Raw genomic sequence first — 24,927 nt, 5'->3', positions numbered from 1 at the left:
AAATGGAAATTGTAGGCTATTTCGCATCCTTGCTAATCGGAGTCTCCCTAGGACTTATCGGAGGTGGCGGATCTATCTTAACAGTACCCGTACTAGTCTATCTTTTTGGCGTAAATCCTATTTTAGCTACTGCCTATTCTCTCTTCATAGTAGGTGCTAGTTCTTTAGTAGGTGCATTCCCTAAATACAGACAAGGTTTAATTAATGTAAAAACCGCTGCCATTTTTGGGATTCCATCTATAGCAGCAGTTTATGCCACGCGTAAATTTATTGTACCCTTAATTCCATCGGAGGTTTTCACGCTTGGTGATTTTGTAGTAACAAAATCTATACTAATGATGGTTTTGTTTGGCATCATTATGGTGGCAGCATCCATCTCCATGATAAGGGCAAAAGAAACAAAAAATGTAAATTCAGATTCCAAAGAAGAACAAATTTTTAATTATCCATTGATTCTTTTAGAGGGTGTTGTAGTAGGCACTTTAACTGGTCTAGTGGGCGCAGGAGGAGGATTTTTAATTATTCCCGCTCTTGTTATGCTATCGAAATTATCGATGAAACAGGCAGTAGGCACTTCGCTTTTGATCATCGCAGCAAAATCTTTGATTGGATTTACAGGTGATTTAGGCCATGCGGTGATTGATTGGAACTTATTATTAACGGTTACCAGTTTAGCGATTATCGGCATTTTCATAGGTGACATTTTAAGTAAAAAAATAGACGGAGACAAATTAAAAGTGGGATTTGGCTGGTTCGTTTTAGTGATGGGAATTTACATTCTGATCCAACAAGTAGCCTTCCTCATTAAATAATAATCAACATGAAAGTAGAGCAAATTTATACCGGATGTTTAGCACAAGGTGCTTACTACATTGAAAGCAATGGCGAAGCGGCGATCATCGATCCACTTCGCGAGGTTCAGCCTTACATCGAAAAAGCAGAACGTAATGGCGCTATAATTAAATATGTCTTCGAGACACACTTCCACGCGGACTTCGTTTCAGGTCATATTGATTTGTCTGCCAAAACAGGAGCACCCATCGTTTACGGTCCAAACGCAGCTTGTGGGTTTGATTGTATTTCTGCTACAGATGGCCAAGAGTTTAAATTAGGCCAGGTGACCATCCGCGTAATTCACACGCCTGGTCATACGATGGAATCATCTTGTTTCCTATTAATCGATGAAAATGGAAAAGAGACAAGTTTATTCTCTGGTGACACCCTATTTATTGGGGATGTGGGTCGCCCAGATTTAGCCCAAGAATTAATCGCTGAATTAACACAAGACATATTAGCAGGTCATCTATATGACTCATTACGCAATAAAATCATGCCTTTAGCTGACGATATCATCGTTTATCCGGGTCATGGTGCAGGTTCAGCTTGCGGCAAAAACATGAGCAAGGAAACGACAGATACCTTAGGCAATCAAAAGAAAGTGAACTACGCTTTGAACCCAGCCTTAACCAAGGACGCATTCAAAAAAGAAGTTTTAGATGGATTAGTAGCTCCTCCAGCCTATTTCCCATTGAACGTTTTGATGAACATCAAAGGCTATGATTCGATCGACAAAGTACTAGAAAGAGGCCAACATGCTTTATCTCCGCAAGGATTCGAAGCTGCTGCTACAGAAACGAATGCCTTAATTTTAGATACCCGCGATTCTCAAACTTTCGCAGCAGGCTTCGTCCCTAATTCGATAAACATTGGAATCGACGGATCTTTCGCCCCATGGGTAGGAACTTTGATTCCTGATATCAAACAAGAAATCTTGTTAGTTACTGACGAAGGCCGCGAGGAAGAAGTCATCACCCGTCTAGCGCGTGTAGGATATGATTTCACGATCGGTTATTTGAAAGGTGGATTCGCTTCTTGGAAAGCTTCAGGCTTGGAAATCGACAGCATTGAATCGATTGACGCCGCTGAATTATTGAAGCGTGTCAAGGCAGGAGAAGGCGAAATTTTAGATGTTCGTAAAAGTAGCGAATACCTTTCAGAGCATGTGATTGATGTAGAAAATGCCCCATTGGACTTTATAAATGAAAGTATGTTAAAAATCAACAAGGATAAAACCTACTTCGTGCATTGTGCGAGTGGATACCGTTCCATGATATTTAACTCCACTTTAAGAGCACGCGGTTATGATAATTTAATCGATGTAAATGGCGGTTTTAAAGGGATTAAAGAGTCGGATAAATTTGACTTAACTGAGTATATTTGTCCGTCAACGCTATTATAAAGCATAAAGAATAAAGCACAAAGAATAAAGTAGATTAGAGATAAGAGAGTATAGAGAGGAGATAATGGTAAATGGTGAGTGGTAAATATTTCCTCCGGACTCATTCCCTTCGGACTGACTACTGCCCACTGACTACTGATTACTAACAATTAAATACCTAATAATAAATGATTGATATAACCTCCCCCTGGCCCTGGTATGTCGCTGGCGCCTTAATTGGACTAATTGTCCCTGCCTTATTGATTTTGGGCAACAAACACTTCGGAATTTCGGCTAATTTGCGCCATATGTGCGCGGCATGTTTCCCTAGCGATATCCCCTTTTTCAAATATGATTGGAAAAAGGAGTCTTGGAATTTATTTTTCATAGGTGGTATTTTCATTGGAGGCATCATCGCTGCTCAATTTTTGGGCTCAGACGCTCCGATTATTATTCATCCTGATTTAGCCAAAGAATTAGCAGGATACGGCATAACTGATCTTTCAGGAATGGTTCCCGTTCAACTATTTGAATTACATGATGTGTTCACCTTACGAGGATTTATTATGATGGTAGGCGGTGGATTCCTAGTGGGATTCGGCACGCGCTATGCGGGCGGATGTACTTCTGGGCACGCAATCATGGGGCTAAGTAATTTGCAATGGCCCTCATTAATCGCGACGATCTGCTTTATGGTGGGCGGTTTTGTGATGTCTAATTTTATTTTACCTTACATTTTATCCCTATAATCTGATGAATACGCAACAAAAAGAAACTGATTTTGAAGTACGTTCATTAGACACCATGTGTTTGAATGAATCGAATCTAAATCACCCTTGGTGGTATAATTTTAAATATTTAGCCGTTGGAATCATCTTTGGAGTAGTGTTTGTGAAGGCAGAAATCATCTCCTGGTTCCGCATTCAAGAAATGTTCCGTCTCCAAAGCTTCCATATGTACGGCGTCATCGGTACGGCCGTAGTCGTGGGTGCTATCTCTGTTTTCCTAATTAAAAAATTCAAGGTAAAGACGATTCACGGAGAAGATATTTCCTTCACTGATAAAAAGTTTAATATGGGCCAAATCTACGGAGGCTTACTCTTCGGATTCGGCTGGGCCATCACAGGAGCCTGCCCTGGTCCCCTTTTCGCTCAATTAGGAACGGGAGTTTTAGCCATTTCAGTGGTTATCTTAAGCTCCATTGCAGGTACTTGGGTGTATGGCAAGTTTAGAGATAAATTGCCCCACTAAAATGGTTAATGAGGATGTCTATTAGGTTCGGCATCCTTTTTTATCACTGATGCTTCTCCTCCCAAGCCTTAATCGGCTTGTATGGTCCGTATTTATGCTGCGCTTCTGAGAATGGATCAGAATAAGGTCCGAAAGGGTGATCGAAAGGTTTCTTGGCGATACCAGGCCAGTCTTTGGACAAATCCTTCGAAGGCCTTGGCATTGAATTCACATAAGCTGCTACATCCCAAGCTTCCTCATCCGTTAATTGTGGCTTTTCGTAGGTGGTTCCCTGCGGCATATTGTATTTCACATAGCCCGCAAAATTTGAAATGCGAAATAATCCCGCACCTGTATTATAACTATGTGTCCCCCACAAAGGTGGATAAGTGTAAGATTTTCCATTTTCCGCCAGCAACCCACCGCCATCTGCTTGATGGCAAGATTGGCATTTAGAGACATAGACCTCTGCTCCTTTTTCGGGATCACTAGCACGTTTCATTCCCCTTATTTTAAATATACCAGAACCTTTTGGAGAACGTCCCTTTTCCACATCTTTTCCTAACCACTTAATGTAGGCCAAAATCGCACGCATCTCCCTACTTGTTGAGTCTAATGCCATACCATTTAAACTCCGCTCAAAGCAATCATTCACCCGCTTGATCTGATTTTCCTTTGTCCCTGATCGAGCTCTGAACTTCGGATAAGTGGATTGAACTGCGAAGTAATTATTTCCCCAAGGTTGGGTTCCTGCGTTTAAGTGACAGTTTTGGCAATTCATGCCATTGGACATGGCCTTGACCGAACCTTTTGGCCCTAAATACTCCGAGGTATGCGCTATTAACTCTCTGCCATAAACGACTAATTCCTTCTCCTCTGGAGCTAAATACATCAATCTCCAATCAGATGGAGCCGTCCAAAGATGTGTGAAATTAGAATCTGGAGCGACATAAACTACTGTGGAATCAAGTTGACCAGAGCCTGCATTTTGGTAGGTACGAAAACCTAAAAAGCCCAAAAGGAAGATAAGTAAACCAAACAAAAAAGTTTTAAGAATCTGATTTTGCAATTTATAAGAGTCTAAATCAATACTTTAAATAAGACCATCCAGCTTCCTGCTTCAATACAACTTCTGCAACCCCGGATGGAACCGTTCCGGCTTGAGTTAAAATGGTTGCACGATCAATTTTTCGCTCCCGAATGGTATTTTCACACGCTTTGAACAACACTCCTGAAGCTGCTAATTCAGCAATTTTAGCTTTTTGAGTAGTTTTACCATCCACTAAAATGCTAATTCCTGCGCCATGAGCAACTAGCTCAATTTGAGTCGAAGGTCCTAAAGCTGTTTGAAGGTTTGATATATTCTTCAAAGCACCATGCCACACTAATGTGTCAGAAGTATTTATCTGAACTACTACTTTATGAGATTGAGCGCTAGCAGCAATGGATACGCAGACTAAAATCAGTGTACTAAATAATATCTTTTTCATAGTTTTCATTTATTTCTTTTACAATGATAGCAGAAATTTCCCAATTGACTAGAGACAAATGTCACGATATAGCCTTTTATCTCAGCCTATATTTGCACAGATAAACACAAATACGATGTTAACAATATTGAAGAATTTAGTAGGTTTTGGTCCAAAAGTGGACTTAGGAGAACTAATGGCCAATGGCGCCATTGTTGTCGATGTACGCACGCCAGCAGAGTTCAAAGACGGGCATATAAATGGAGCACTTAATTTGCCCTTGCAAACTTTAAGTTCAAATTTGAACAAATTAAAGAAAGATCAAGTTATCATTACTTGCTGCCGCACAGGAAGCCGAAGCGGAATGGCCAAAAGAATGTTAAAAACTAAGGGATTTGAACAGGTGCACAATGGTGGAGCTTGGACGTCACTTAAAGCATAAAGCACAAAGAATAAAGCATAGAGTTGGAATCGCCATTGGCGATGAATTCATGAAGTGTTTGTAATTTACTCTCTTAAATTTATACTAGCGACTAGCGACTAGCGACTAGCGACTAAGTCCGAAGGACGACTGAAAACTGCACACTGAAAACTGATTACCATGAGCAAATTCGCCGAATTATTAAAATCGCCAGAACCCGTATTAGTTGATTTCTCAGCTGAATGGTGTGGCCCATGCAAGCAATTAAAGCCTATTTTAGAGCAATTGAAGGCTAAAATAGGTGATACTGCCAAAATCATCAAAATCGATGTCGATAAGAATCGTACCTTGGCAGATAAATTTCAAATACGTTCCGTTCCCACGATGATTCTATTTAAGGATGGCAAATCGGTTTGGCGCCAGTCAGGCGTGATTCAAGCGAACGTTTTAGAAGGAATTATTAAACAGCATTCAAAATGAAAAAAGTACTTTATTCTATTTTTTTAGCCGGTCTATTATTTTCCTGTGGGCCAAAAGAGGGACAACAAAACTTAGGCGCATCTGAATTCCAAACAGCCATGGCTGGGGAGTCTGGGGCACAGGTTTTGGACGTCAGAACTATAGATGAATTCCAAAATGGTCACATCGAAGGAGCCATCAATGCAGATGTAAGCTCTCCCGCTTTCCCACAAATCGCAGGTGAATTAGCCAAAGATAAAACCGTATACGTTTACTGCTTATCTGGAGCAAGATCATCTTCTGCTGCAGGAATGCTGAAGGAGATGGGCTTCAAATCCATCATCAATTTAACAGGAGGCATGTTAGCCTGGCAGTCCGCTAATTTACCTGTCGCAACGGGCGAAGCAAAAGCTACTGCATCAGTGGGATTAACAGAGGCTAGTTTCGCAGAAAAAATTAAAGGCAAACCGATGGTCATCATTGACTACAATGCCACTTGGTGTGGTCCTTGTAAGCAGTTAAGCCCTATTTTAAAGGCATGGGTAAAAGCCCAAAATGGGAAAGTCGAACTCATCGAAATCGATGTAGACGATAACCAGGAATTAGCGAAATCAAAGAAAATCGAAGCGATTCCTTACCTAGAAATGTACAAGAACGGGGTGAAGACCTGGTCGAGTGTGGGGTTGATTGGGAAAGAGGAATTAGACAAATCGCTTCGCGACTAAGTCATCGCGCTGCGATTTAGTCGCCTTCGGCTTAGTCGTCCTGCGGACTTAGTCCGGAGTCAAAGTTCAAAGAAATAGGGCTATAAGATTATTACCGCAGGTGATTCAACCTCTGAACTTTGCTCTTTGAACTTTGAAATTTATTTCCCTGCTTCAAAACCTATCGACACCGAATTCACGCAATAACGCAAACCCGTATCGGTAGGACCATCATCGAATACGTGACCTAAGTGGCCTCCACACTTTGCGCATGTAATTTCTACGCGACGCATGCCTAGTGTATTATCTACGGTTTCTTTGATTACTCCTGCTTTCACTTCTTTGTCAAAACTAGGCCATCCGCAATGCGAATCAAACTTCGAATTTGAGCTAAAAAGTGGGGCTCCACAACCTCTGCAGGTATACATCCCTTTTTCGGTGTGCATTAAAAATTTTCCGGTGTAAGGGCGTTCTGTACCTTTTTGGCGTAAAATATAATATTCGTCTTCTGTTAACTTAGCCTTCCATTCGGCCTCTGTTTTAGGCAAATTTTCCATCGTGTTCGTTGCTGTAGTTGCTATCGTTTGTTTGGGCGTTTGTTTGGGTTGCTGCCCACAAGCCTGCAGGCTCATAAACAAGAATACTAATCCTAAAATCTTTTTCATGTGATTTTCTTTTATTTCATAACGCAAGATAGGGCAAAAAGGTTTACGCGCCGCAAGCGGCAGTCGTCCTACGGACTCAGTCGACTTCGTCTTAGTCATCGCTTCGCGATTTAGTCACGACTATGTCGTTTAGTCGTCCTGCGGACTAAGTCAATAGGTTAGTTTTTGACTAAGTCACGACTAAGCCGCTTGCGGCGACCTTTTGACTACCTATGAACTTTGGTCTTTGAAATTATGAATACCGCGGATCCACCCGCCACGCTAACTTCCTTAACTGTTGTACCCGTAGCGTTCTGTGGCCAAAATCATCCATCGAGACCCCTTGCATCCAATAAATCCCACTACCGCGGAAAGAATAGTTTTTTAGGTCTGACGGAAAATGGACGGTATCGAAGAATTCGCCTTGTAAGTCCACAAAATAGCCGAAATACATGCGTTCACCTTGTTTGGTTCGGGTGGATTTGAGGGTGACGAGGTAGCCGATGATATCGCCTTTGGGCAAAACTAAATCCGCATTTAATAAGGTCTCCGGCAGTTCCTCTAACAATAAAAAAGGTGAGCAAAGAGGAAAACCGAGTATTTCCCATTGATCAAAGGCATCTTCCGCCGAATCGTGAATTAAAGCGGGCAGCACGCCCATTTCCGGCGAGAAATCATCGAACATTTCCATCGAGACCACCGTGGATACTTTGCCCTGAAAACGAGCATGCGCTTCCCATAAAAGCGGTTTCTTTTCTTGCCCTAGGTTCCGGAAAGCCCCGATTCGAATCAATAAAATAGATTGCTCTAACCCAATAGAAACCCGGTGCGCAAAATCCTCCCAGGAGCGGAAAGGTCCAGACTGCCTTCGCGCCTCCAGTATTTCCTGTATTACGCGCTTCTCTAAACCCTTGATATGCACCCAGCCGAGGTAAATCCGCGTTCCTTCGATTCGGGTCAAATACTCGCTCTCATTAATCTCTGGAGCCTCTATTTGTGCGCCGCAGCGGCGAGCCTCGTGGACATAAAACTCGGTTCGGTAAAATCCCCCAAAATTATTGATGACCGCCACCATAAACTCGAGTGGGTAATAGGTCTTCAAATAGAGGCTTTGGTAGCTCTCCACGGCAAAAGAAGCGGAATGCGCCTTCGAAAAGGAATAACCCGAAAAGCTTTCCATCTGCCGCCACACCTCCTGAGATACCGCTACCGGGTATCCCTTCGCTGCACAATTCACGAAGAAAGCCTCCCGAATGCGATCGAATTCAGACCGAGATCGGTATTTACCAGACATCCCGCGGCGCAGCACATCAGCCTCCGCTAAGGTCAGACCGGCGAAATAATGCGCCACCTTGATGACATCTTCTTGGTAGACCATCACGCCATAGGTTTCCTTCATCAGCTCCCCCATCAGCGGATGCACGGGTTCATAGGAATCGGGTGCGTGGAAGCGCTCAATATAGGCTTTCATCATCCCCGAGGAGGATACGCCAGGGCGAATGATGGAGGACGCGGCGACTAGGGTGATGTAATCTTGGCAGCGCAGCTTCTTTAACAGCGAACGCATTGCTGGCGATTCAATGTAGAAACAACCCATCGTCTCGTGGCGCATGAGCTGTTTGCGCACGCCTTCGTCCTTCATGAAATCTTGAACGCGGTGGACGTCGATGTCTATCCCGCGGTTTGCTCGGATGATATCGACGGACTCTTTGATGTGGCCGAGGCCTCTTTGGGACAAAATATCAAACTTCGCAAACCCGATTTCTTCTGCCACGTACATGTCGAACTGGCAGATGGGAAAGCCTTTAGGCATTCCTTCTAAGGCCGTATACGCACTTAATGGCTCATCCGAAATCAGGATTCCGCCCGCGTGGATGCTGAGATAATTAGGGAAATCGAGCAACAATTGCCCGTATTTCACGATTAGCGCCTGAATCTCCGAACTCACCTCCCGCATCGCGGTGGCGGGATCGAGCCAGGAGTCTATCTCGGCTTTAGGAAGACCAAAAACCTTCGCTAACTCCCGGTAAATCGACTTATCCCGAAACGTCACATAGGTCGCTAATAGGCAAACGTGCTTTGAACCATAGCGCTTAAAGATATAATCAATGATGTCATCGCGCTCATCCCAGGAAAAATCAATATCAAAATCCGGCGGACTCGTCCGATGCTCATTAATAAAGCGCTCAAAATACAGGTCTAATTCCACCGGATCCACATCCGTAATCCCCAAACAATACGCCACAATCGAATTCGCCCCAGACCCGCGACCCACGTGAAAATACCGCCTAGACCGAGCATAGCGAATAATATCCCAGGTAATCAGGAAATAGGCATTAAAGCTCAGCTCATTGATAATCCGCAATTCCTTTTCCACCCGCGCCTTCGCCTCCCGGTCCCCACGTGGATAACGGAAGCGCAAACCCTCGTAAGCTAGCTTCGTTAAAAGGGCTAAATCGTCCTCTTTGGAAGAACTAAAAAGCGAACGGTTCTTCGACTTTTTAAAATCAAAACTAAACGTGCAATCCGCTAAAATCTTATCCGCCTCCGCTAACAGCTGCGGATAATCCGCACAAGAGGCCTCTAGTTCCGCAGGAGAATAGAATCTTTCATCTACTTGCGCCTGATCCTGCTTCGAGAGTTTACTTAATAGGGTATTTTTATCCACCGCGCGCAGCAAACGGTGCATCGAAAAACCGCGCTGATCGAGAAAGGTAAAGGGCTGACACCAGACGAAATCATGTAGGTCTTTTTCTTTCCAAAGCTGTTTCAAATCACTCGCCCGCACCCCCCAACGTTCCTGCGGACCGGCCAGCGTCTTTATTTTCTTCCGCGTCGTAAACGGATATATGGTCCACACATCGTCTGAAACGGGAGGACGCTCTGGCCAGGGTTCTTTGGACACTAAATACTTCGTCGCAAAATCATTAATCTGTAAAAAACCGCGTTCATTTCTCGCTAAACACACATATCCTGCCGTAAACTCCATCCCCACCACCGGCTTAATCCCCTCCTGCTGGCAAGCCTGCACGAAATCAAACACGCCGGAACTGCGGTGAATATCCGTTAATGCCAAACACGCAATCCCGCGCGCCTTCGCCTCCTGAACTACTTGCTCAGGCGAAAGCGTGCCATAGCGCAAGCTGTAGTAGGAATGGCAATTCAAATACATCTATTCGTCGTTTTTTGAAGGTAAAGCAGCGTGTGACGCAGCAGCAGCGTGTGACGCACCAGGCAATCTATTTCTTCGTTCGGCACTTCCCATCAAGCCACTGGCGCGTAGGATGGAAAACTCGCCATAGCGGTTCTTCAGGGAATCCATCGCCTGATAGAGTGGAACCAGCTTCGCCCCGTCATCAAACAGGTTAAGCTGCTCCTGCCCTTGCAACAGTTTAGAGAAACGCACCCCGATCAGCCGAATCAACAGCCTTCGGTCATACAGCTTCTCGAACAATTCGTAGACCGCCGGAATCAGGCGGTGGTCGCTGGCTGAGGCCGGAATACTAATTTGACGAGTATGGGTGTCAAAATTCGAGTAACGTACTTTCACCGTTATACAGGACGTACACTGCCCCAGCTTCCGCAGATCATAACTCAGCTGTTCGGTCAGCGAGCCTAGAATCCGTCGTAATAAAACCACATCCGTACTATCCTGCTCGAAGGTAATCTCTTTCGATAGGGATTTCTGCTCGGAATAAGGCACCACGGGGCGTAGATCGATGCCGTTTGCTCTTTCCCAAAGCATCGTCCCCGACTTCCCAAAGGTTCGCTCTAATACCTTTAGCGGCATTTGGCTGAGCGTCCCCACGTGGACGATGCCCATATTACGTAGGGTTTGAGAAGTAACGGCACCTATCATCGGTATTTTATTCACCGTCATGGGTGCTAAAAAAGCCTTCTCCTGCCCTGCTGGCACTTGAAACTCGCCGGCGGGCTTGACGTGATTCGTGGCGATTTTGGAAACCGTCTTATTCACTGATAACCCAAAAGACATCTGCAATCCGATCTGATTTTTAATCCGATCCCGCAGATCCTGTGCAAAGGCATAAGACCCAAAAAAGCGCTCCATCCCCGTCATATCTAAATAAAACTCATCAATCGAGGCCTTCTCCACTAAAGGTGCCCGCTCCATAATCAGCGAGGTCACCATCTCCGAATGCTGCACATAGGCCTCGTAATCCCCCTTTAAAACGATCGCATCGGGACACAATTTCAACGCCATCTTCATGGGCATCGCGGAACGTACCCCGAAGGCCCGCGTCTCATAACTACATGCAGCCACCACGCCGCGATCCGACCCTCCACCCACGATGACAGGTTTACCCACAAGTCTTGTATCTCGGAGTCGCTCCACCGAGACAAAGAAACTGTCTAAATCCATGTGCACAATCGCGCGCTCCTGCATAAAATTGGTAGATATTTGGGTATTTTGAATACCTTTCGTAACTTCGAAAAGTATACGAACAAATTTTAGATACGAATTTTATTCATTTTCCTTTAATAAGCAAATCCGATGAGCACTTTTTTTAGTCAGAATTTACGTTTTTTACGCAGCAAGATGTCGGAGAAAACGTCACAGGAAAAACTAGCGGAATTACTGAATATTAAGAAGCCGACTTTGGGCTCCTATGAGTCTGGCAGAGCGGAGCCTAAATATATGGATTTGATCTCCCTAGCGGAGTTTTTCAATGTCGAGGTGGATGAATTGTTGAAGGAAGATTTGTCTACAAGAATCCCCGGCCTAGCCAGCAAACCTAAGCTACGAATCTTAGCCACGACGGTCGATCAAAATAACGAAGAGAATATCGAGATGGTACCCGTGAAAGCTTTGGCAGGATACACCGCCTCGTACGACGACATCGGATTCATTCAAGAATTACCCACCTTCCAGGTCCCCTTCTTGCCTAAGGACAAAAAATACCGCGTTTTCCCCATCAAAGGCGAATCCATGCTACCCTTGCAACCCGGCTCTTTAGTATTCGCTGAATACGTCGAAGACTGGACTCAAATCAAAGACGGCACGATCTGTATCGTGGTCACCCGCGAAGATGGCGTGGTTTTAAAGCAAGTCATTAATCACCTAGCAGAACGCAAAGTATTGATCTTGAACTCGACGAACAAGACTTATGATCCCTATCCGATTTTGGGATCTGAAATTCAGGAAATCTGGAAGTTCGCGGGGTATTTTTGCAATGATTTTCCGGAAAACTAAAGCATAAAGCACAAAGAATAAAGTACAAAGATGGTATCGCCTTCGGCGATTAGTATGTGAACTGTTTTAAAAAATCCGAAGAAAATAGTTCACGAATCCATCCCCGCAGGGGATTCCTACTTTATTCTTTGTGCTTTATGCTCTATGCTCTCCTACCTCTAATCTACTACCATGTACCAAAAAATATCCCACTCCCTCTCCATCTCCGAAAATCAAGTTCGGAAAACCATCGCCCTATTAGACGAAGGTGCCACGATTCCCTTTATTTCCCGTTACCGCAAGGAAGCGACGGGCAGTTTAGATGAGGTGCAAGTCGCGGCGATTCGGGATCTAAGGGATCAATACGTGGAATTAGAGAAGCGCCGCGAGGCTATTTTGAAATCCTTAATGGAACTAGAGAAATTGACGCCGGAATTAGAGAAGGCGGTTCGAGGGGCAGAGACTTTGGCCAAATTAGAGGACATCTACCTTCCCTACAAACCTAAGCGCAAAACACGCGCGATGGCGGCCCGCGAGAAAGGCTTGCAGGAGCTCGCAAACCAATTACGACTACAAGGCCTAAAAGACCCAGAGGTCTTAGCCGCAGAATACTTAGATAATGTAGAAGAGGCGCTAGCAGGAGCGCGAGATATATTAGCAGAGGAAATGATGGAGACGGCAGAGGCGAGAGAGGAATCTAGAAACCTATTTGCCCGTAAAACCACCGTCAAATCAACAGTCGCGAAAGGCAAGCAAGAAGCAGGAATAAAATACAAAGATTACTTCGACTGGTCTGAATCCCTGGCTCAAGCGCCATCGCATCGGGTTTTGGCCCTATTTAGAGGCGAAAATGAGGGAATTTTGAACCTAAACCTAACGGGTCCAGATGAAGAGGTTCTTACTAAATTAGAGCGTCGCTTCCTGATTGGGAACAATGCCTGTGCAAAACAAGTGGGAATGGCGATTCAAGATGGCTATAAGCGCCTGTTGATGCCAGCGATGGAAACCGAGATGCGCGCTGAGGCGAAGAAACGTGCGGACGAAGAGGCCATCCGTGTATTCGCAGAGAATATCAGACAATTGTTATTAGCCGCTCCTTTAGGCCAAAAACGCGTCTTAGCCCTCGACCCTGGCTTCAGAACGGGTTGCAAAGTCGTTTGCCTAGATGAACAAGGCACCTTATTAGCAAACACCGCGGTCTATCCTCATACAGGCCCTGGACAAGCGGCTGAAGCGGCGCAAACGCTACAAGACTGGGTGAAGAAATACAAAGTGCAAGCCATCGCCATTGGAAACGGAACGGCAGGTCGCGAAACGGAATCTTTTGTGCGCGCTTTGAAACTCGAGAACATCACGATCATTATGGTGAACGAAAGTGGGGCGTCCATTTATTCTGCCTCCGAAGCGGCTCGGGAGGAGTTCCCAGACAAGGATTTGACCGTTCGTGGAGCGGTTTCCATCGGTAGACGTTTGATGGATCCTTTGGCAGAACTCGTAAAGATCAATCCTAAATCCATCGGCGTGGGGCAATACCAGCATGATGTAGACCAAAAGAAACTCCAAGCCTCCCTCGATGACACAATCATCTCTTGCGTGAACTCCGTAGGTGTGGAATTAAATACCGCATCTAAGCAAATTCTATCCTATGTCTCCGGATTAGGCCCACAACTTGCCCAAAACATCATCGACTACCGCACTAAGAACGGCCCTTTCATCAAGCGATCTGACCTAAAAAAGGTCACTCGTCTAGGCGAAAAGGCCTTCGAACAAGCGGCTGCTTTCTTACGGATACGCAACGCAAAAAATCCATTAGATTCCAGCGCGGTTCACCCGGAACGCTATGAAATCGTCGAAAAGATGGCGAAAGACCTGGATTGCAAAGTAGCCGACTTATTAGCGAATGAATCCTTACGCAAGCAGATTCGCCTAAGTCAATACGTGAGTACTGAAGTAGGTATGCCTACGCTGACAGATATCATGGAAGAATTAGCGAAACCGGGTCGTGATCCTCGCGAGCAATTCGAGGCTTTTGAATTCACCGAAGGGGTAAACTCGATCAAAGATCTTCGCGTAGGAATGATCCTTCCGGGTATTGTGACGAATATTACAAATTTTGGCGCCTTTGTAGACATTGGCGTACACCAAGACGGTTTAGTTCACGTGAGTCAGCTAGCCGATAAGTTTGTAAAAGACCCGAACGAGGTGGTCAAAGTGGCACAGAAAGTGCAAGTTCGGGTTACTGAGGTGGATGAGGTAAGGAAGCGGATTGCGCTGAGCATGAAGAGCTGATGGTGAATGAACGGTTTTTAAAGGATAAAGCACAAAGAATAAAGTACAAAGATGGTATCGCCTTCAGCGATGAGTATGTGAACTGTTTTAAAAAATATTCTAAGAAAATAGTTCACGAATCCATCCCCGCAGGGGATTCCTACTTTATTCTTTGTGCTTTATGCTTTGTGCTTTAAATTATAATGCACTTACCATTCACCATTCAGATTAGTCTTTCTTCTTACAGCAATTCGGCAACTTCGCATAATCTTTTGCGATCGCTTTCACCTCATCAGCATCATATCCTGATTCCGAAATAACTTTCTTGATTCCAGCTGCATCGATTTTTGCTGCATCAAACTCTACAGTTATAACCTTATCATCTAGATTCAAATCAGATTTAGCCACTCCTTTCGTTAAGGCTAAATTCTTTTCGATACGCTCTTTGCACATTTCGCAAATCGCAGAGGTTTTAATCTTAACCGTTTCTTTAGGGCCTGCTAGCGCTAAAAAAGGCAGAATCAATAAAAATAAGAACTTTTTCATAGGATTATTTTTTAACCAATTTAAGATCCATGGTGCAGGCTGGACACTTACCTTTCTTAGTGTAAGTCTTTTTGCCTTCGCACTTCATTGGACAAGCATATTCTTCTTTTTTACTTTCCTTAGCAGGTTTTTGAGTAGACTGCTGAGATGTGGACGCAAAGGCCCCAAACATTCCCAATACTAGGGTCGAAACTAAGATGTACTTTTTCATATTAATTGATTTTATAACGTATTCCTGAATAAACCATGGTGCCGACAATCGGCCCCCAAACCATCGAAGCATCAAACCCTTTAGCAAATGGGTCTTTAGCTACATATATGGGATTGCTCTGAGTAAAATTAAAAAGATTTTCCGCACCTACATACAATTCCCACTTTTTAAATTGACGGGTCACCTGTGCATAAACCGTAGAAAAAGGAGGTGCAGTTACTTCTTGAATAGCACCCGTATGCAAATGGGATAATTTATGGTCAGGTATCCTTCGAGAACCATTCCATTGCCAGGTTAAATCATATTTCCATATCTCATATGGAGTTGCATAAGATAAATTAACTAAAACGCGATCCTTGTTTAGGTAAGGCTTAGTAAGACGAATTAAACCGCCATCCATTTGCAAGTAATCAGCCTGCACATCTTGGTAACGATAGGCAACTTTCATTTCAAACCGTTTAAATGGACTGTAATTAAACTCCCCCTGAATACTGGTAGAATAGGATACTCCGGGCATTGCATACATCCTTAGCTTGCTACCTGCCTCCATATCCACCATCCACTGCTGGGTAAAATCGGTTTGAAAAGCATCTAACACTAGATTAGCCTTGCGAGATCCAATGTTCATATTCTTCGTCAGCGTGATTCCATAATTCCAGGAAACCTCCAGCGGATTTAAATCCCCTACTAACGTTAATGCTCGATTATTAATCAGGAAACCCATATTTTCTGCCAAAGGATTCACACGGCGCCATCCTTTTCCCGCAGATAATCGAACAATCCAATCCGGCGCCACATCCCATTTTACATGCAAGCGTGGTACCCATTGGGTGCCTAGTTGGTTGTGAAAGTCGACTCTTTGGCCTACAACTACCGTCAACTTATTCGGAATCGTCCACGTATATTCTCCATAAATTCCTGGTACAATTTCCGTTCGAGCATAAGCAGAATCAATATAAGATTCTTGATAGGAATCCATCAAAAAACTAGCACCGGTCTTCCAGGTATGATTTGTATTACCGATGATGGATTGAAATATGAAATTACCATACACACTTTGTTCCCGCCCTCGGTAATTTTTCATGGCAAAATAGGAATCATTTGAATGATTCGCGGTACTTAAAATTAAAGCCAAACCCTGATAAGGCTTCTCAGGATACAAGCGAGCGATTTTTGCAAATGTCTCCAAGCGCTCGGTTTTACTACCAAAACCGTAGATTTTATACCGATCAGAATTCGATTCAATCCCGTTTTGGCCGCCTAAACGATCTTCAAGTAGGTAGTTAGCACCCCATTGAATCATCCAGCGATCCGTCGCATATTTCCAACGATTTAATACATTCACCAAATTGAATAAAGGTAAATCTAAAAATCCATCCTTATTACCATCTATACGAGAGACCTGCTGGGAATAATGCGTAAATAGACCAGTGGATAAGCGGGAATTAAATCGATGTGCTCCCTGTTGATTAATCTCAAATCGACCTTGGGAATTCGTATAGGTATTTAAATAATAGACCTCAGAAGTATCTGGCTTTGCCAGCTCTACATTAATGGCCCCTGCCATCGATTCATACCCATTAACGACAGAGATGGTGCCTTTCGCTAAATCAATCGATTTTATCCAGGTTCCTGGCAAATAATTTAAGCCGTAGGTAGATTTCAAACCTCTAATCGACGGGATATTTTCTACGTTTGTTTGAACATAATTTCCGGCTAATCCCAATAATTGAATCTGCTTTGAACCCGTCACCGCATCCGCATAACTAACGGAAACGGATGCATTTGTTTCAAAACTCTCGGATAAGTTACAGCATGCAGCCTTTCCCAAGGTTTTGATGGTCATGATCTCGGTGGCGAGAATGGCGTTATCGTCTTTTTGACCCGGATTCGCGATCACCCGAAATTCTTTTAATTCCGTATCGCGTTCAATACTATCCTTTTTGATGACCTTTTGGGCTTGCAAAAGCGTAGAAAAACTCAGTAAAAAAAGTAATTTATACATGATTATTTGATTTAAATGATAGAAATAGTTGTTACCCTATTTCCTCAAATCAAATATGTTTGCAATTGAGCTAAGCGAACTTGCCGAGATAACGGTGGAGCGTTCGCACGAAAGGAGGTAAAAGAATCAAGTTCTTGATAAAAATCTCGAGGCGATGGAATCTCGATGAGCCCCGATGCAGAAACAAAAGCCAAATTAATGGATTGACCACCCTTCGTAAGATCGAAGTTAAATTTCACCTGGTATTTCCCTAGCAAACAGCATTTAGCCCGAGAAATATGTGCTTGAGATGAATTTTTGCAGCAAGATTCTGCTTTCGAGAAGCTGGTTTTCTTAGCCCCGGTAAAAACACAAGTCGCTTCTGTCCATGATATTCCTAGGCTACCGAAAAGAATCCAGGCGGCAAGAAAAATTGACAGAAAAGATCTAGTGAATAATTTCATCCAACAAAATTAACTTAAAATTCTTAATTTGCTTTATGCTTCAGCGGTTTATCTTGTCCTTATTGCTTTTTGCCTCATCCGCGACTCAGGCGCAAACCTACCGCTATTTGATTCTTTTTAAGGACAAGGCCTCTTCTACGTATTCTTTGAACAATCCTGAGGCTTTTTTAAGTTCCAAAAGCTTGGAACGCCGTAGAAAAAACCGCGTGATCCTCTCTTCGCAAGACTTACCCGTCAGCAAAAACTACCTCGATCAACTAAAAACCACAGGGGCTCGCATTTTGTTTCCTCTAAAATGGATCAATGGCGCACTCATTGCCCAAAAACCAAGCGACTTAAAGAAAACCCTTGCCCTCAGCTGTGTTAAGGGACTTTATTGGAATTTTCCCGCAGATTCAAGCCAAGCAAATCAGATTCAATCTGGGATCCTGTCGAACTCCATAAGCCCGGATTATGGAAATTCATCCACCCAAATTAACCAACTGGGCATAGACCAGATGCACGCAAAAAATATCCTGGGTCAAGGATCCCTCATCACGCTTCTAGACGATGGATTCAAACTAGCTAACTCAGTTTCTTATCTTCAAAACACCTTCACAGAAAAACGGGTTATCGCTACCTTAACTACGGATCCCACTGTTTCCTCTGTTTACACCAGCGGAGGACATGGAACAAACGTCCTTTCCACCATCGCCGGTTTCGAATCAGGAAAACTCATAGGAACTGCCTACAAAGCCTCCTTTGCCCTCGCCCAAACCGAAGAAAGTGGACATGAATTAATCGTAGAAGAAGCCAATTGGCTACGTGGAGCCGAATGGGCAGATAGCTTGGGGACAGATATTATTTCGTCCTCTTTGGGCTATTCTACCTTTGATAATCCCTTGCATAATCATAGCTATGCGGATATGAATGGCAAATCAACCTTAGTTTCGAAAGCCGCCGGATGGGCAGCCAGCAAAGGAATTTTAGTTACCATCAGTGCGGGAAATGAAGGCGCCAATAGCTGGAAATACATCACAGCACCAGCTGACGCCGACTCCATTTTAACGGTAGGTTCAGTTACTGCTTTAGGAAGTAAATCATCTTTCAGTTCAATTGGACCCAGTTTCGATGGTAGGGTGAAACCAGATGTGGTGGCAATGGGATCTTCTACTGTTGTAGGATACCTAGATGGAGCAATCGGCGTTTCTAATGGGACCTCCTTTTCAGCCCCGCTTATTGCAGGATTAGCGGCAGGGCTACAGCAGACATTTCCTAGGCATACCGCGCAACAAATTAGAAATGCCTTACTTAAATCAGGGACTCAATTTGCGAAAACGGATATGCTTTTAGGCTTTGGGATACCTAATTATGACAAAGCTATAGCTGCCATGGAACTCATTTTAGAAAATGAGCCAGATGCGTCCAAACTCCTCATTTACCCTAATCCAGTTAGTCTAGGATCTGCCATTCATATATCAATGCCCTATTCTGTAGCAGAGGTGGAATTACTAAATAGTGCAGGAGCTGTGGTTCATACTTTCAGATTAAATCAATCAGAATCAACAATTTATTTAGGACCCTTCGTTTCTGGAAAATATTATTTTAGATTTACCACGGAATCAACCTCCATCACCAAATCTGTCCTATTACTATGAAAACTCGATTTCTATCTCTCGATATCCTAAGAGGAATTACTTTAGCAGGAATGATCCTAGTAAACAATAGTGGAAATGGGGATTTTACTTATGGCCCTTTAATGCATGCTAACTGGAATGGATTTACGCCTACAGACCTCGTTTTCCCTAGTTTTTTGTTCATGGTGGGCGTGGCGATGCGCTTTTCATTCAAGGCTTTTAATTACGAATTAACCCCCTCTGTTCGCAACAAGATCTTAAAGCGGACATTATATCTTTTCTTGATCAACTACTTTGTTTTCTATTTCCCATTCATAGATTTTTCGTTCGAAAAGTTACGTTTTCTAAACGTATTACCTAGAATAGCTTTATCCTATTGTGCCGTTGCTTTTATCACATTACAAGTTCCTAAAAAATGGCTCACCTGGATCAATGCTGGAATTTTACTGTCATTTTGGGGGATTTTATATGCTTTTGGAGATGCTGGATCCTGGATGGATATCAGCACGAATGCGGTACGAAAATTAGACCTCTTTTTATTCGGAGAAGCGCATTTACACCATGGAAATGTTGTGAATGGTATCCGGATCGCCTTTGATCCAGAGGGATTTTTAAGCACCTTACCAGCCATTTCTACCTGTCTTTTTGGCTATCAAGTCAGTTTGTATTTAGAGAATCAGGCCAAAGAAAATAAGTCAGCACTACTCTGTCTACTAGGCTGGGGAAGTGCCTTGATTATCATTGCACTCATTTGGGATCAAGCTTTTCCAGTTAACAAAAAATTATGGACCAGCTCATTCGTGCTGCTTTGCGCAGGAATTGACTTCATTTTAATTGGCTTATTAAACTGGTGGATTGAGACCAAAGAAGGGCATTTTGGCAATACCTTCTTCCTTGTTTTGGGAACGAATTCCATCCTTGCTTATGGTATATCAGAGATCATTGCTATTCAATTAGGTAAATTCCAAATACAAGATATGTCAGCCAGCGATTGGCTATACTGGCACCTATTCGAGCCTATTTTTGGCAAATACAACGGCTCACTAGCCTATGCGATTGCGTTTGTGATGGTATGTTGGGGGGTGTGTTGGGTTTTCTGGAAGAAGAAGTGGTTTTTAAAAGTATAAATTTTGCAAAGCAAAACTTATACTTTTAAAAACCACTTCTTCTTAGTCGGCGCTTTGCGCCTTAGTCGCAGCAAGCTGCTTAGTCAACTTCGTCTTAGTCAATAGGTCGGCAGGACGACTAAGCCACTTAGTGGCGACTAAGTCCCCAGGACGACTATCGCTGCGAAGCAGCGAAAAGCAACGCAGCCCCAAAAACCCCTGCCGAATCCCCCAATTTAGGCTTCACAATCGGAGTTAGGACCTCTCTTGAATTAAAGATGTATTTCTTGATGCGTTCGATTCCTTCGGTATAAAGTAAATCGATATTGCCCACGCCACCGCCGATGACGATGACCTGTGGATCTAAAACATTAATTAAAGTAGAAACGGCTCTACCGAAGTTCTCTAACATTCGCTCAATAGTGGCAGAAGCATGGGCATCTGTTCCAGCTAGGTGAGCTTGTAGTATTTGTGGCATTCTGAGTTTTTGACCACTTTGGGACAAATAAAAACCCTCTAAAGCTGGACCCGAAATCACGTGTTCCACACATCCCGACTTTCCACAATAACAAGGCGTTCCGTCTTCCTCTAAGATATTATGGCCCCATTCTCCACCAATTCCGTGTAATCCGTTAATCACCTGACCGTGAACGACTAAACCGCCACCCACGCCAGTACCCATAATGATCCCAAAAACGACCTCCGCATTCGGGTTGATATCTTTAACTGCACCTAAATGAGTTTCTGCCAAAGCAAAGCAATTAGCATCATTTGCTAAGCGCACCTCTGCACCAATAGCTTTTGCTAAATCCGCTGCCATAGGCCGACCGTTCATCGAGGTCGTATTGCAGTTTTTCATGGTTTGGGTGGCTGGATTCAAGACACCTGGGGTGGCAAAACCAACATGTGTGGGCGAAACGCCAATCTGATCAGACACTTGCGAAACTAAGCGAGCGACTTGCGAAATAATATGTTCGTAGCCCTTAGAGGCCTCTGTGTCAATGCGCTCACGCGCAATGATGTGAGTTAGGTCATCAGCAGCTAAAACAGCGCATTCGATCTTAGTTCCACCTAAATCGATGCCCCATAAATAAGATTGTTTCATAGGTTTAGCGACGGTTATCGTTATTTTCAAAGATACTCAAATAACTTAAATAGCGACTATGCGCAATTTCGCCTGCCTCAAATGCTTTTAAAACTGCACAGGATGGCTCCGAAATATGTAGGCAATTATTGAATTTACATTCGCCGATTAAGGCACGCATTTCGGGAAAATAATGGGATAATTCCTCTTTTTCGATTTCCATCACCCCTAATTCGTTGATCCCTGGACTATCGATTAAATAGGTTTCAGGTCCTAATTCCCACATCGTGGAATAGGTGGTGGTATGCACCCCTTTTTGGGCAAAATCAGATATTTCTTTTGTTCTAATGTTCAAATGAGGCGAAACCAAATTCAATAGACTGGATTTCCCTACGCCTGAATGACCGGCCAAAAGCGAAACCTTTCCAGCAAACATGGCTCTAAACTCGTCTACGCCTTGACTACGTGGAATGGAGGTAAATAATATGCCATAACCTAATTCTTGATAGAGAGCTGCGTAACCGAATATTTGGTCCTCCTCCTCCTCATTCAATAAGTCCATCTTATTGAAAACAATGGTCACGGGAATACGAAATGCTTCGGCCGTCACTAAAAAGCGATCTAAAAAGCCCAAAGAAGTTTTAGGGGATTTTAAAGTCATCACGAAAATGCCTTGATCCACATTCGCTGCCATCAACTGACCTTGACCTGTTTTATGGACTGATTTGCGTATGATATAATTCGTGCGCGGAATAATCTCCTCGATCACCACTGTTTCATTCGCCTCGTCCTCCATGGCATAAATAACACGATCACCTACGGTTACTGGATTAGATGTCTTCGGACCTTTCAATTTGAATTTTCCTTTCAAACGACCTTTAAACACCTTTCCTGACTCGGAACGAATTTCGTACCAAGAACCGGTTGAACGCATAACTAAGCCCTTATTTCCTTCCATTACTTGCTAAATTACGCACAAATTCCATGATTCTTTCTGTCGCTCCCGCTTGCAATTGTACAAAGGCGCGAGATTGAACTTGCTTATTCACGAATACTTGGTCATCCTCATAAATCACGCGCATCGACTGATCTAATTCCTGTGAACTAGCGATAGGAAAGGCAATACCTAATTCAATGAGCTCTCTGGCCTCTCGGAATTTTAGGTAGTTTTTATTGCCAAAAAACACCGCGGGACCAAATACGGCTGCCTCCAAAGTATTATGTAAACCATCGCCAAAAGCTCCACCAATGTAGGCAAAGGAGGCGCCCTTATATAAATTTGCTAAACGACCTACTTCATTTACAAAAAGAACCTCCGCATTTTCTACCGCAGGCCCTAACGAATACATCACGTTCAAATCAATCTGTTCCTCCCAAGATTTTAACTCTACCGCATGAATTTCATGGGGTGCTATCACCCACTTAAAGGGATATTTCTTTGAATTAATTATTGGGATTAAACAGTCCATATCAGCTTGCCAAGCAGATCCAACTACCATAAACTCGGAGTTAGCAATGAATTCTGTCATTAAATTCCATGAAACAGGATTTCGCAAGTTGTCTAACACACGATCAAATCGCGTATCACCGGCCACCGTCACATTCGATTTCTGAAGCAAATCTGCTGAAGCCTGATCTTGCACAAATAAATGATCAAAACAAGTTAATAATTGAAGAAAAAATCCGCCATACCATTTGAAAAATACTTGTTTGGGACTAAATATCGCGGAAACTAAAATGGTCGGAACCGATCGCTTTTTTAAACCAGTTAAATAATAATGCCAAAATTCATACTTCACAAATACCGCCATCGTAGGCTTAACAAGATCTAGAAAACGAGCACTATTGAAATAACCGTCCAAAGGCAAATAACTCACATAATCAGCTCCAGCATAATTCTTTCGAACCTCATAACCTGACGGTGAGAAGAAAGTAACTAACACAAAATGGGATGGATTTTCCTTTTTAAATGACTCAATGATGGGTCTACCTTGCTCAAATTCTCCCATCGATGCGGTATGAAACCAAGCTACAGGTTTAGTATTTGATTTGAAATGCTTATCTAGTCCTCGCCAAACGTGTATTTGACCCTCATTCATCAACTTTGCTTTCACTTGAAACAAAGCAGCTAAACGAATGAGCCCTCGATATAAAAACAAGACAAAAGAATAGAGGCAAACCCTCATTTTTTACTAAATTTGATGTTGAATTGATAAAATTACGAAAAAGGCAGGTGAATATGAATTGGATACCCTTGACTGATGAGAAACAACTGGCAGAAATTGTGAATATTTCGCAAGAAAAACCGGTGGTCATTTTCAAACATAGTACGCGTTGCTCCATCTCTTCTACGGCCTTAAATCGTTTTGAAAGAGCTTGGGATTCGGATGCTACACCAGCCTATTATTTGGATTTAATTGCCTACAGACCCATTTCAGGCCAAATAGCTAGTCAATTCGACATAGAACATCAGTCCCCACAAGTACTGGTAATTGATAAGGGTACATGCCCCTATTCTGCCACTCATTGGGATATTTCAGTTGAAGAAATCAAACCTTTTATCCATGTCTAGATTTTTTTTATTTTGGGTGATTTTAGTGGTTCCGTTTTGTATGATGGGCCAAAGAAAATCAGCAGCACCCCAGAAAAAGGAAAATAGTGCGTCCTCTTCGTCTTGGGGAATCGGGGTGAATATGAATACCAATTCCGGCATTTTGGGCGGATTTAGTTTCATTAAAACCCTGCCAAATCACTCCTTCGTAAACGTGGATCTATCGAATACAAAAGATTACCGTGAATTTAATTCTCCCTTTTCCTATAATGGGAGAACTTACGTTGAAGGAAAATTGAATTATCTACTCAATTTTAGACCTGAATACGGCCGCCAATGGGTCTTATTAAAACAGGCGAGTGAAGGTGGTACAAGTTTGAATGGCCGAATTGCGACAGGTCCTACCATCGGAATTCAAAAGCCCTATTATGTGGACATCGTTTACACAGAAGCTGGAAAGTCCATTTCTACGAGTGTTCCGATGGCGAAAGCTTTGGATAATAGCTATACTAAATCTATTGTCAGCGGAGAAGGCAGTTTCTTTTCTGGTTTATCTGAAGCCAAATTTATCCCTGGATGGCATGTAAAAACCGCTTTAGAGTTTAAATTTGAAACACTAAAGCAAAACTACTTGGCCATCGAAACAGGTTTCATTGTGGATTATTTTAGCCAACCAGTAGAGATTTTAAACTTAACAAACCCTAGATCTGTTTATACGACAGGTTATGTGACCTTTTTCTTTGGAAAAAGTAAATAAAAAA

Annotated in this window: 25 protein-coding genes; 13 read left to right on the top strand and 12 right to left on the bottom strand. The window is 43.2% G+C overall.

Annotated features, from left to right (window positions below; genetic code table 11):
- Positions 1 to 2: 2 nt before the first annotated feature.
- The 4 genes from ACST14_RS00265 (at position 3) to ACST14_RS00250 (ending at position 3,469) form a co-directional block, all read left to right on the top strand.
- Positions 3 to 812, top strand: a complete 810-nt coding sequence (locus tag ACST14_RS00265) for a sulfite exporter TauE/SafE family protein (RefSeq protein WP_459459391.1) — start codon at positions 3 to 5, stop codon at positions 810 to 812.
- An 8-nt stretch (positions 813 to 820) separates the two neighbouring features.
- On the top strand, positions 821 to 2,239 hold the full coding sequence (locus ACST14_RS00260; protein ID WP_459459389.1) for an MBL fold metallo-hydrolase: 1,419 nt from the start codon (positions 821 to 823) through the stop codon (positions 2,237 to 2,239).
- 167 nt (positions 2,240 to 2,406) lie between these two features.
- The gene (locus ACST14_RS00255) at positions 2,407 to 2,967 is read left to right on the top strand and encodes a YeeE/YedE family protein (RefSeq protein ID WP_459459387.1); all 561 of its coding nucleotides are present in this window, start codon (positions 2,407 to 2,409) and stop codon (positions 2,965 to 2,967) included.
- A gap of 55 nt (positions 2,968 to 3,022) precedes the next feature.
- The gene (locus ACST14_RS00250) at positions 3,023 to 3,469 is read left to right on the top strand and encodes a DUF6691 family protein (protein ID WP_459461229.1); all 447 of its coding nucleotides are present in this window, start codon (positions 3,023 to 3,025) and stop codon (positions 3,467 to 3,469) included.
- 43 nt (positions 3,470 to 3,512) lie between these two features.
- Here ACST14_RS00250 and ACST14_RS00245 read toward each other — a convergent pair whose 3' ends face one another.
- Together ACST14_RS00245 and ACST14_RS00240 are read right to left on the bottom strand one after the other, a co-directional pair.
- The gene (locus tag ACST14_RS00245) at positions 3,513 to 4,490 is read right to left on the bottom strand and encodes a c-type cytochrome (RefSeq protein WP_459459385.1); all 978 of its coding nucleotides are present in this window, start codon (positions 4,488 to 4,490) and stop codon (positions 3,513 to 3,515) included.
- A gap of 43 nt (positions 4,491 to 4,533) precedes the next feature.
- A complete protein-coding gene (locus ACST14_RS00240; protein ID WP_459459383.1) occupies positions 4,534 to 4,938 on the bottom strand; it encodes a DsrE family protein in 405 nt (134 codons plus the stop codon).
- A gap of 115 nt (positions 4,939 to 5,053) precedes the next feature.
- On the opposite strand from ACST14_RS00240, the gene ACST14_RS00235 reads away from it, so the two are divergent.
- The 3 genes from ACST14_RS00235 to ACST14_RS00225 all read left to right on the top strand — a co-directional run bounded on the left by ACST14_RS00235 (position 5,054) and on the right by ACST14_RS00225 (position 6,522).
- The gene (locus ACST14_RS00235; RefSeq protein WP_459459381.1) at positions 5,054 to 5,359 is read left to right on the top strand and encodes a rhodanese-like domain-containing protein; all 306 of its coding nucleotides are present in this window, start codon (positions 5,054 to 5,056) and stop codon (positions 5,357 to 5,359) included.
- A 159-nt stretch (positions 5,360 to 5,518) separates the two neighbouring features.
- Complete coding sequence (gene trxA, locus ACST14_RS00230; RefSeq protein ID WP_459459379.1) at positions 5,519 to 5,818, top strand: thioredoxin; 300 nt, start codon at positions 5,519 to 5,521, stop codon at positions 5,816 to 5,818.
- Complete coding sequence (locus ACST14_RS00225) at positions 5,815 to 6,522, top strand: thioredoxin domain-containing protein (protein WP_459459377.1); 708 nt, start codon at positions 5,815 to 5,817, stop codon at positions 6,520 to 6,522. Before trxA ends, ACST14_RS00225 begins: the two co-directional genes overlap by 4 nt.
- Before the next feature lie 140 nt (positions 6,523 to 6,662).
- Here the strand turns inward: ACST14_RS00225 and msrB are convergent, their stop codons facing one another.
- The 3 genes from msrB to dinB form a co-directional block, all read right to left on the bottom strand.
- Positions 6,663 to 7,265: a peptide-methionine (R)-S-oxide reductase MsrB gene (msrB, locus tag ACST14_RS00220; protein WP_459459375.1), complete on the bottom strand. Its 603-nt coding sequence runs from the start codon at positions 7,263 to 7,265 to the stop codon at positions 6,663 to 6,665.
- A gap of 133 nt (positions 7,266 to 7,398) precedes the next feature.
- On the bottom strand, positions 7,399 to 10,317 hold the full coding sequence (locus ACST14_RS00215; protein ID WP_459459373.1) for a DNA polymerase III subunit alpha: 2,919 nt from the start codon (positions 10,315 to 10,317) through the stop codon (positions 7,399 to 7,401).
- Positions 10,318 to 11,550 (bottom strand): DNA polymerase IV, encoded by a 1,233-nt coding sequence (dinB, locus tag ACST14_RS00210; protein ID WP_459459371.1) that lies wholly within the window; start codon positions 11,548 to 11,550, stop codon positions 10,318 to 10,320. It lies immediately after the preceding gene.
- A gap of 108 nt (positions 11,551 to 11,658) precedes the next feature.
- Between dinB and ACST14_RS00205 the strand changes: the two genes are divergently transcribed.
- Entirely contained in the window at positions 11,659 to 12,357 is a 699-nt protein-coding gene (locus ACST14_RS00205; protein WP_459459369.1) for an XRE family transcriptional regulator, read from the top strand.
- 171 nt (positions 12,358 to 12,528) lie between these two features.
- Entirely contained in the window at positions 12,529 to 14,625 is a 2,097-nt protein-coding gene (locus tag ACST14_RS00200) for a Tex family protein (RefSeq protein ID WP_459459367.1), read from the top strand.
- 207 nt (positions 14,626 to 14,832) lie between these two features.
- Here the strand turns inward: ACST14_RS00200 and ACST14_RS00195 are convergent, their stop codons facing one another.
- Genes ACST14_RS00195 through ACST14_RS00180 form a run of 4 tightly spaced genes read right to left on the bottom strand, consistent with a single transcriptional unit; the run spans position 14,833 to position 17,809 of the window.
- A complete protein-coding gene (locus ACST14_RS00195) occupies positions 14,833 to 15,150 on the bottom strand; it encodes a heavy-metal-associated domain-containing protein (protein WP_459459365.1) in 318 nt (105 codons plus the stop codon).
- A 4-nt stretch (positions 15,151 to 15,154) separates the two neighbouring features.
- A complete protein-coding gene (locus ACST14_RS00190; RefSeq protein WP_459459363.1) occupies positions 15,155 to 15,361 on the bottom strand; it encodes a heavy metal-binding domain-containing protein in 207 nt (68 codons plus the stop codon).
- Between the two features lies 1 nt (position 15,362).
- Positions 15,363 to 17,366, bottom strand: coding sequence for a TonB-dependent receptor plug domain-containing protein (locus tag ACST14_RS00185; RefSeq protein ID WP_459459361.1), 2,004 nt, complete (start codon positions 17,364 to 17,366; stop codon positions 15,363 to 15,365).
- 44 nt (positions 17,367 to 17,410) lie between these two features.
- Positions 17,411 to 17,809: a hypothetical protein gene (locus tag ACST14_RS00180; protein ID WP_459459359.1), complete on the bottom strand. Its 399-nt coding sequence runs from the start codon at positions 17,807 to 17,809 to the stop codon at positions 17,411 to 17,413.
- A gap of 35 nt (positions 17,810 to 17,844) precedes the next feature.
- On the opposite strand from ACST14_RS00180, the gene ACST14_RS00175 reads away from it, so the two are divergent.
- Complete coding sequence (locus tag ACST14_RS00175; protein WP_459459357.1) at positions 17,845 to 19,446, top strand: S8 family peptidase; 1,602 nt, start codon at positions 17,845 to 17,847, stop codon at positions 19,444 to 19,446.
- On the top strand, positions 19,443 to 20,552 hold the full coding sequence (locus ACST14_RS00170; RefSeq protein WP_459459355.1) for an acyltransferase family protein: 1,110 nt from the start codon (positions 19,443 to 19,445) through the stop codon (positions 20,550 to 20,552). Before ACST14_RS00175 ends, ACST14_RS00170 begins: the two co-directional genes overlap by 4 nt.
- 154 nt (positions 20,553 to 20,706) lie before the next feature.
- Here ACST14_RS00170 and ACST14_RS00165 read toward each other — a convergent pair whose 3' ends face one another.
- From ACST14_RS00165 to ACST14_RS00155, 3 genes are read right to left on the bottom strand one after another with little or no spacing between them, the layout of a single operon-like run.
- Positions 20,707 to 21,636 (bottom strand): ROK family protein, encoded by a 930-nt coding sequence (locus tag ACST14_RS00165; protein ID WP_459459353.1) that lies wholly within the window; start codon positions 21,634 to 21,636, stop codon positions 20,707 to 20,709.
- A 4-nt stretch (positions 21,637 to 21,640) separates the two neighbouring features.
- Positions 21,641 to 22,573, bottom strand: coding sequence for a ribosome small subunit-dependent GTPase A (gene rsgA / locus ACST14_RS00160; RefSeq protein WP_459459351.1), 933 nt, complete (start codon positions 22,571 to 22,573; stop codon positions 21,641 to 21,643).
- A complete protein-coding gene (locus tag ACST14_RS00155; protein ID WP_459459349.1) occupies positions 22,560 to 23,801 on the bottom strand; it encodes a 3-deoxy-D-manno-octulosonic acid transferase in 1,242 nt (413 codons plus the stop codon). Before ACST14_RS00155 ends, rsgA begins: the two co-directional genes overlap by 14 nt.
- Before the next feature lie 53 nt (positions 23,802 to 23,854).
- Here ACST14_RS00155 and ytxJ point away from each other — a divergent pair, with 53 nt between their 5' ends.
- Both ytxJ and ACST14_RS00145 read left to right on the top strand, forming a co-directional pair.
- Complete coding sequence (gene ytxJ, locus ACST14_RS00150) at positions 23,855 to 24,187, top strand: bacillithiol system redox-active protein YtxJ (RefSeq protein ID WP_459459347.1); 333 nt, start codon at positions 23,855 to 23,857, stop codon at positions 24,185 to 24,187.
- Positions 24,180 to 24,923 (top strand): hypothetical protein, encoded by a 744-nt coding sequence (locus ACST14_RS00145; RefSeq protein ID WP_459459346.1) that lies wholly within the window; start codon positions 24,180 to 24,182, stop codon positions 24,921 to 24,923. The genes ytxJ and ACST14_RS00145 overlap by 8 nt, the downstream gene beginning before the upstream one ends.
- The last annotated feature ends 4 nt before the right edge of the window (positions 24,924 to 24,927 follow it).

The organism is Aquirufa sp. A-Brett2-15D, from assembly GCF_054558735.1.
The sequence above is the reverse complement of the archived record's forward strand: the minus strand, read 5'-3'. Positions and strand labels throughout refer to the sequence as shown.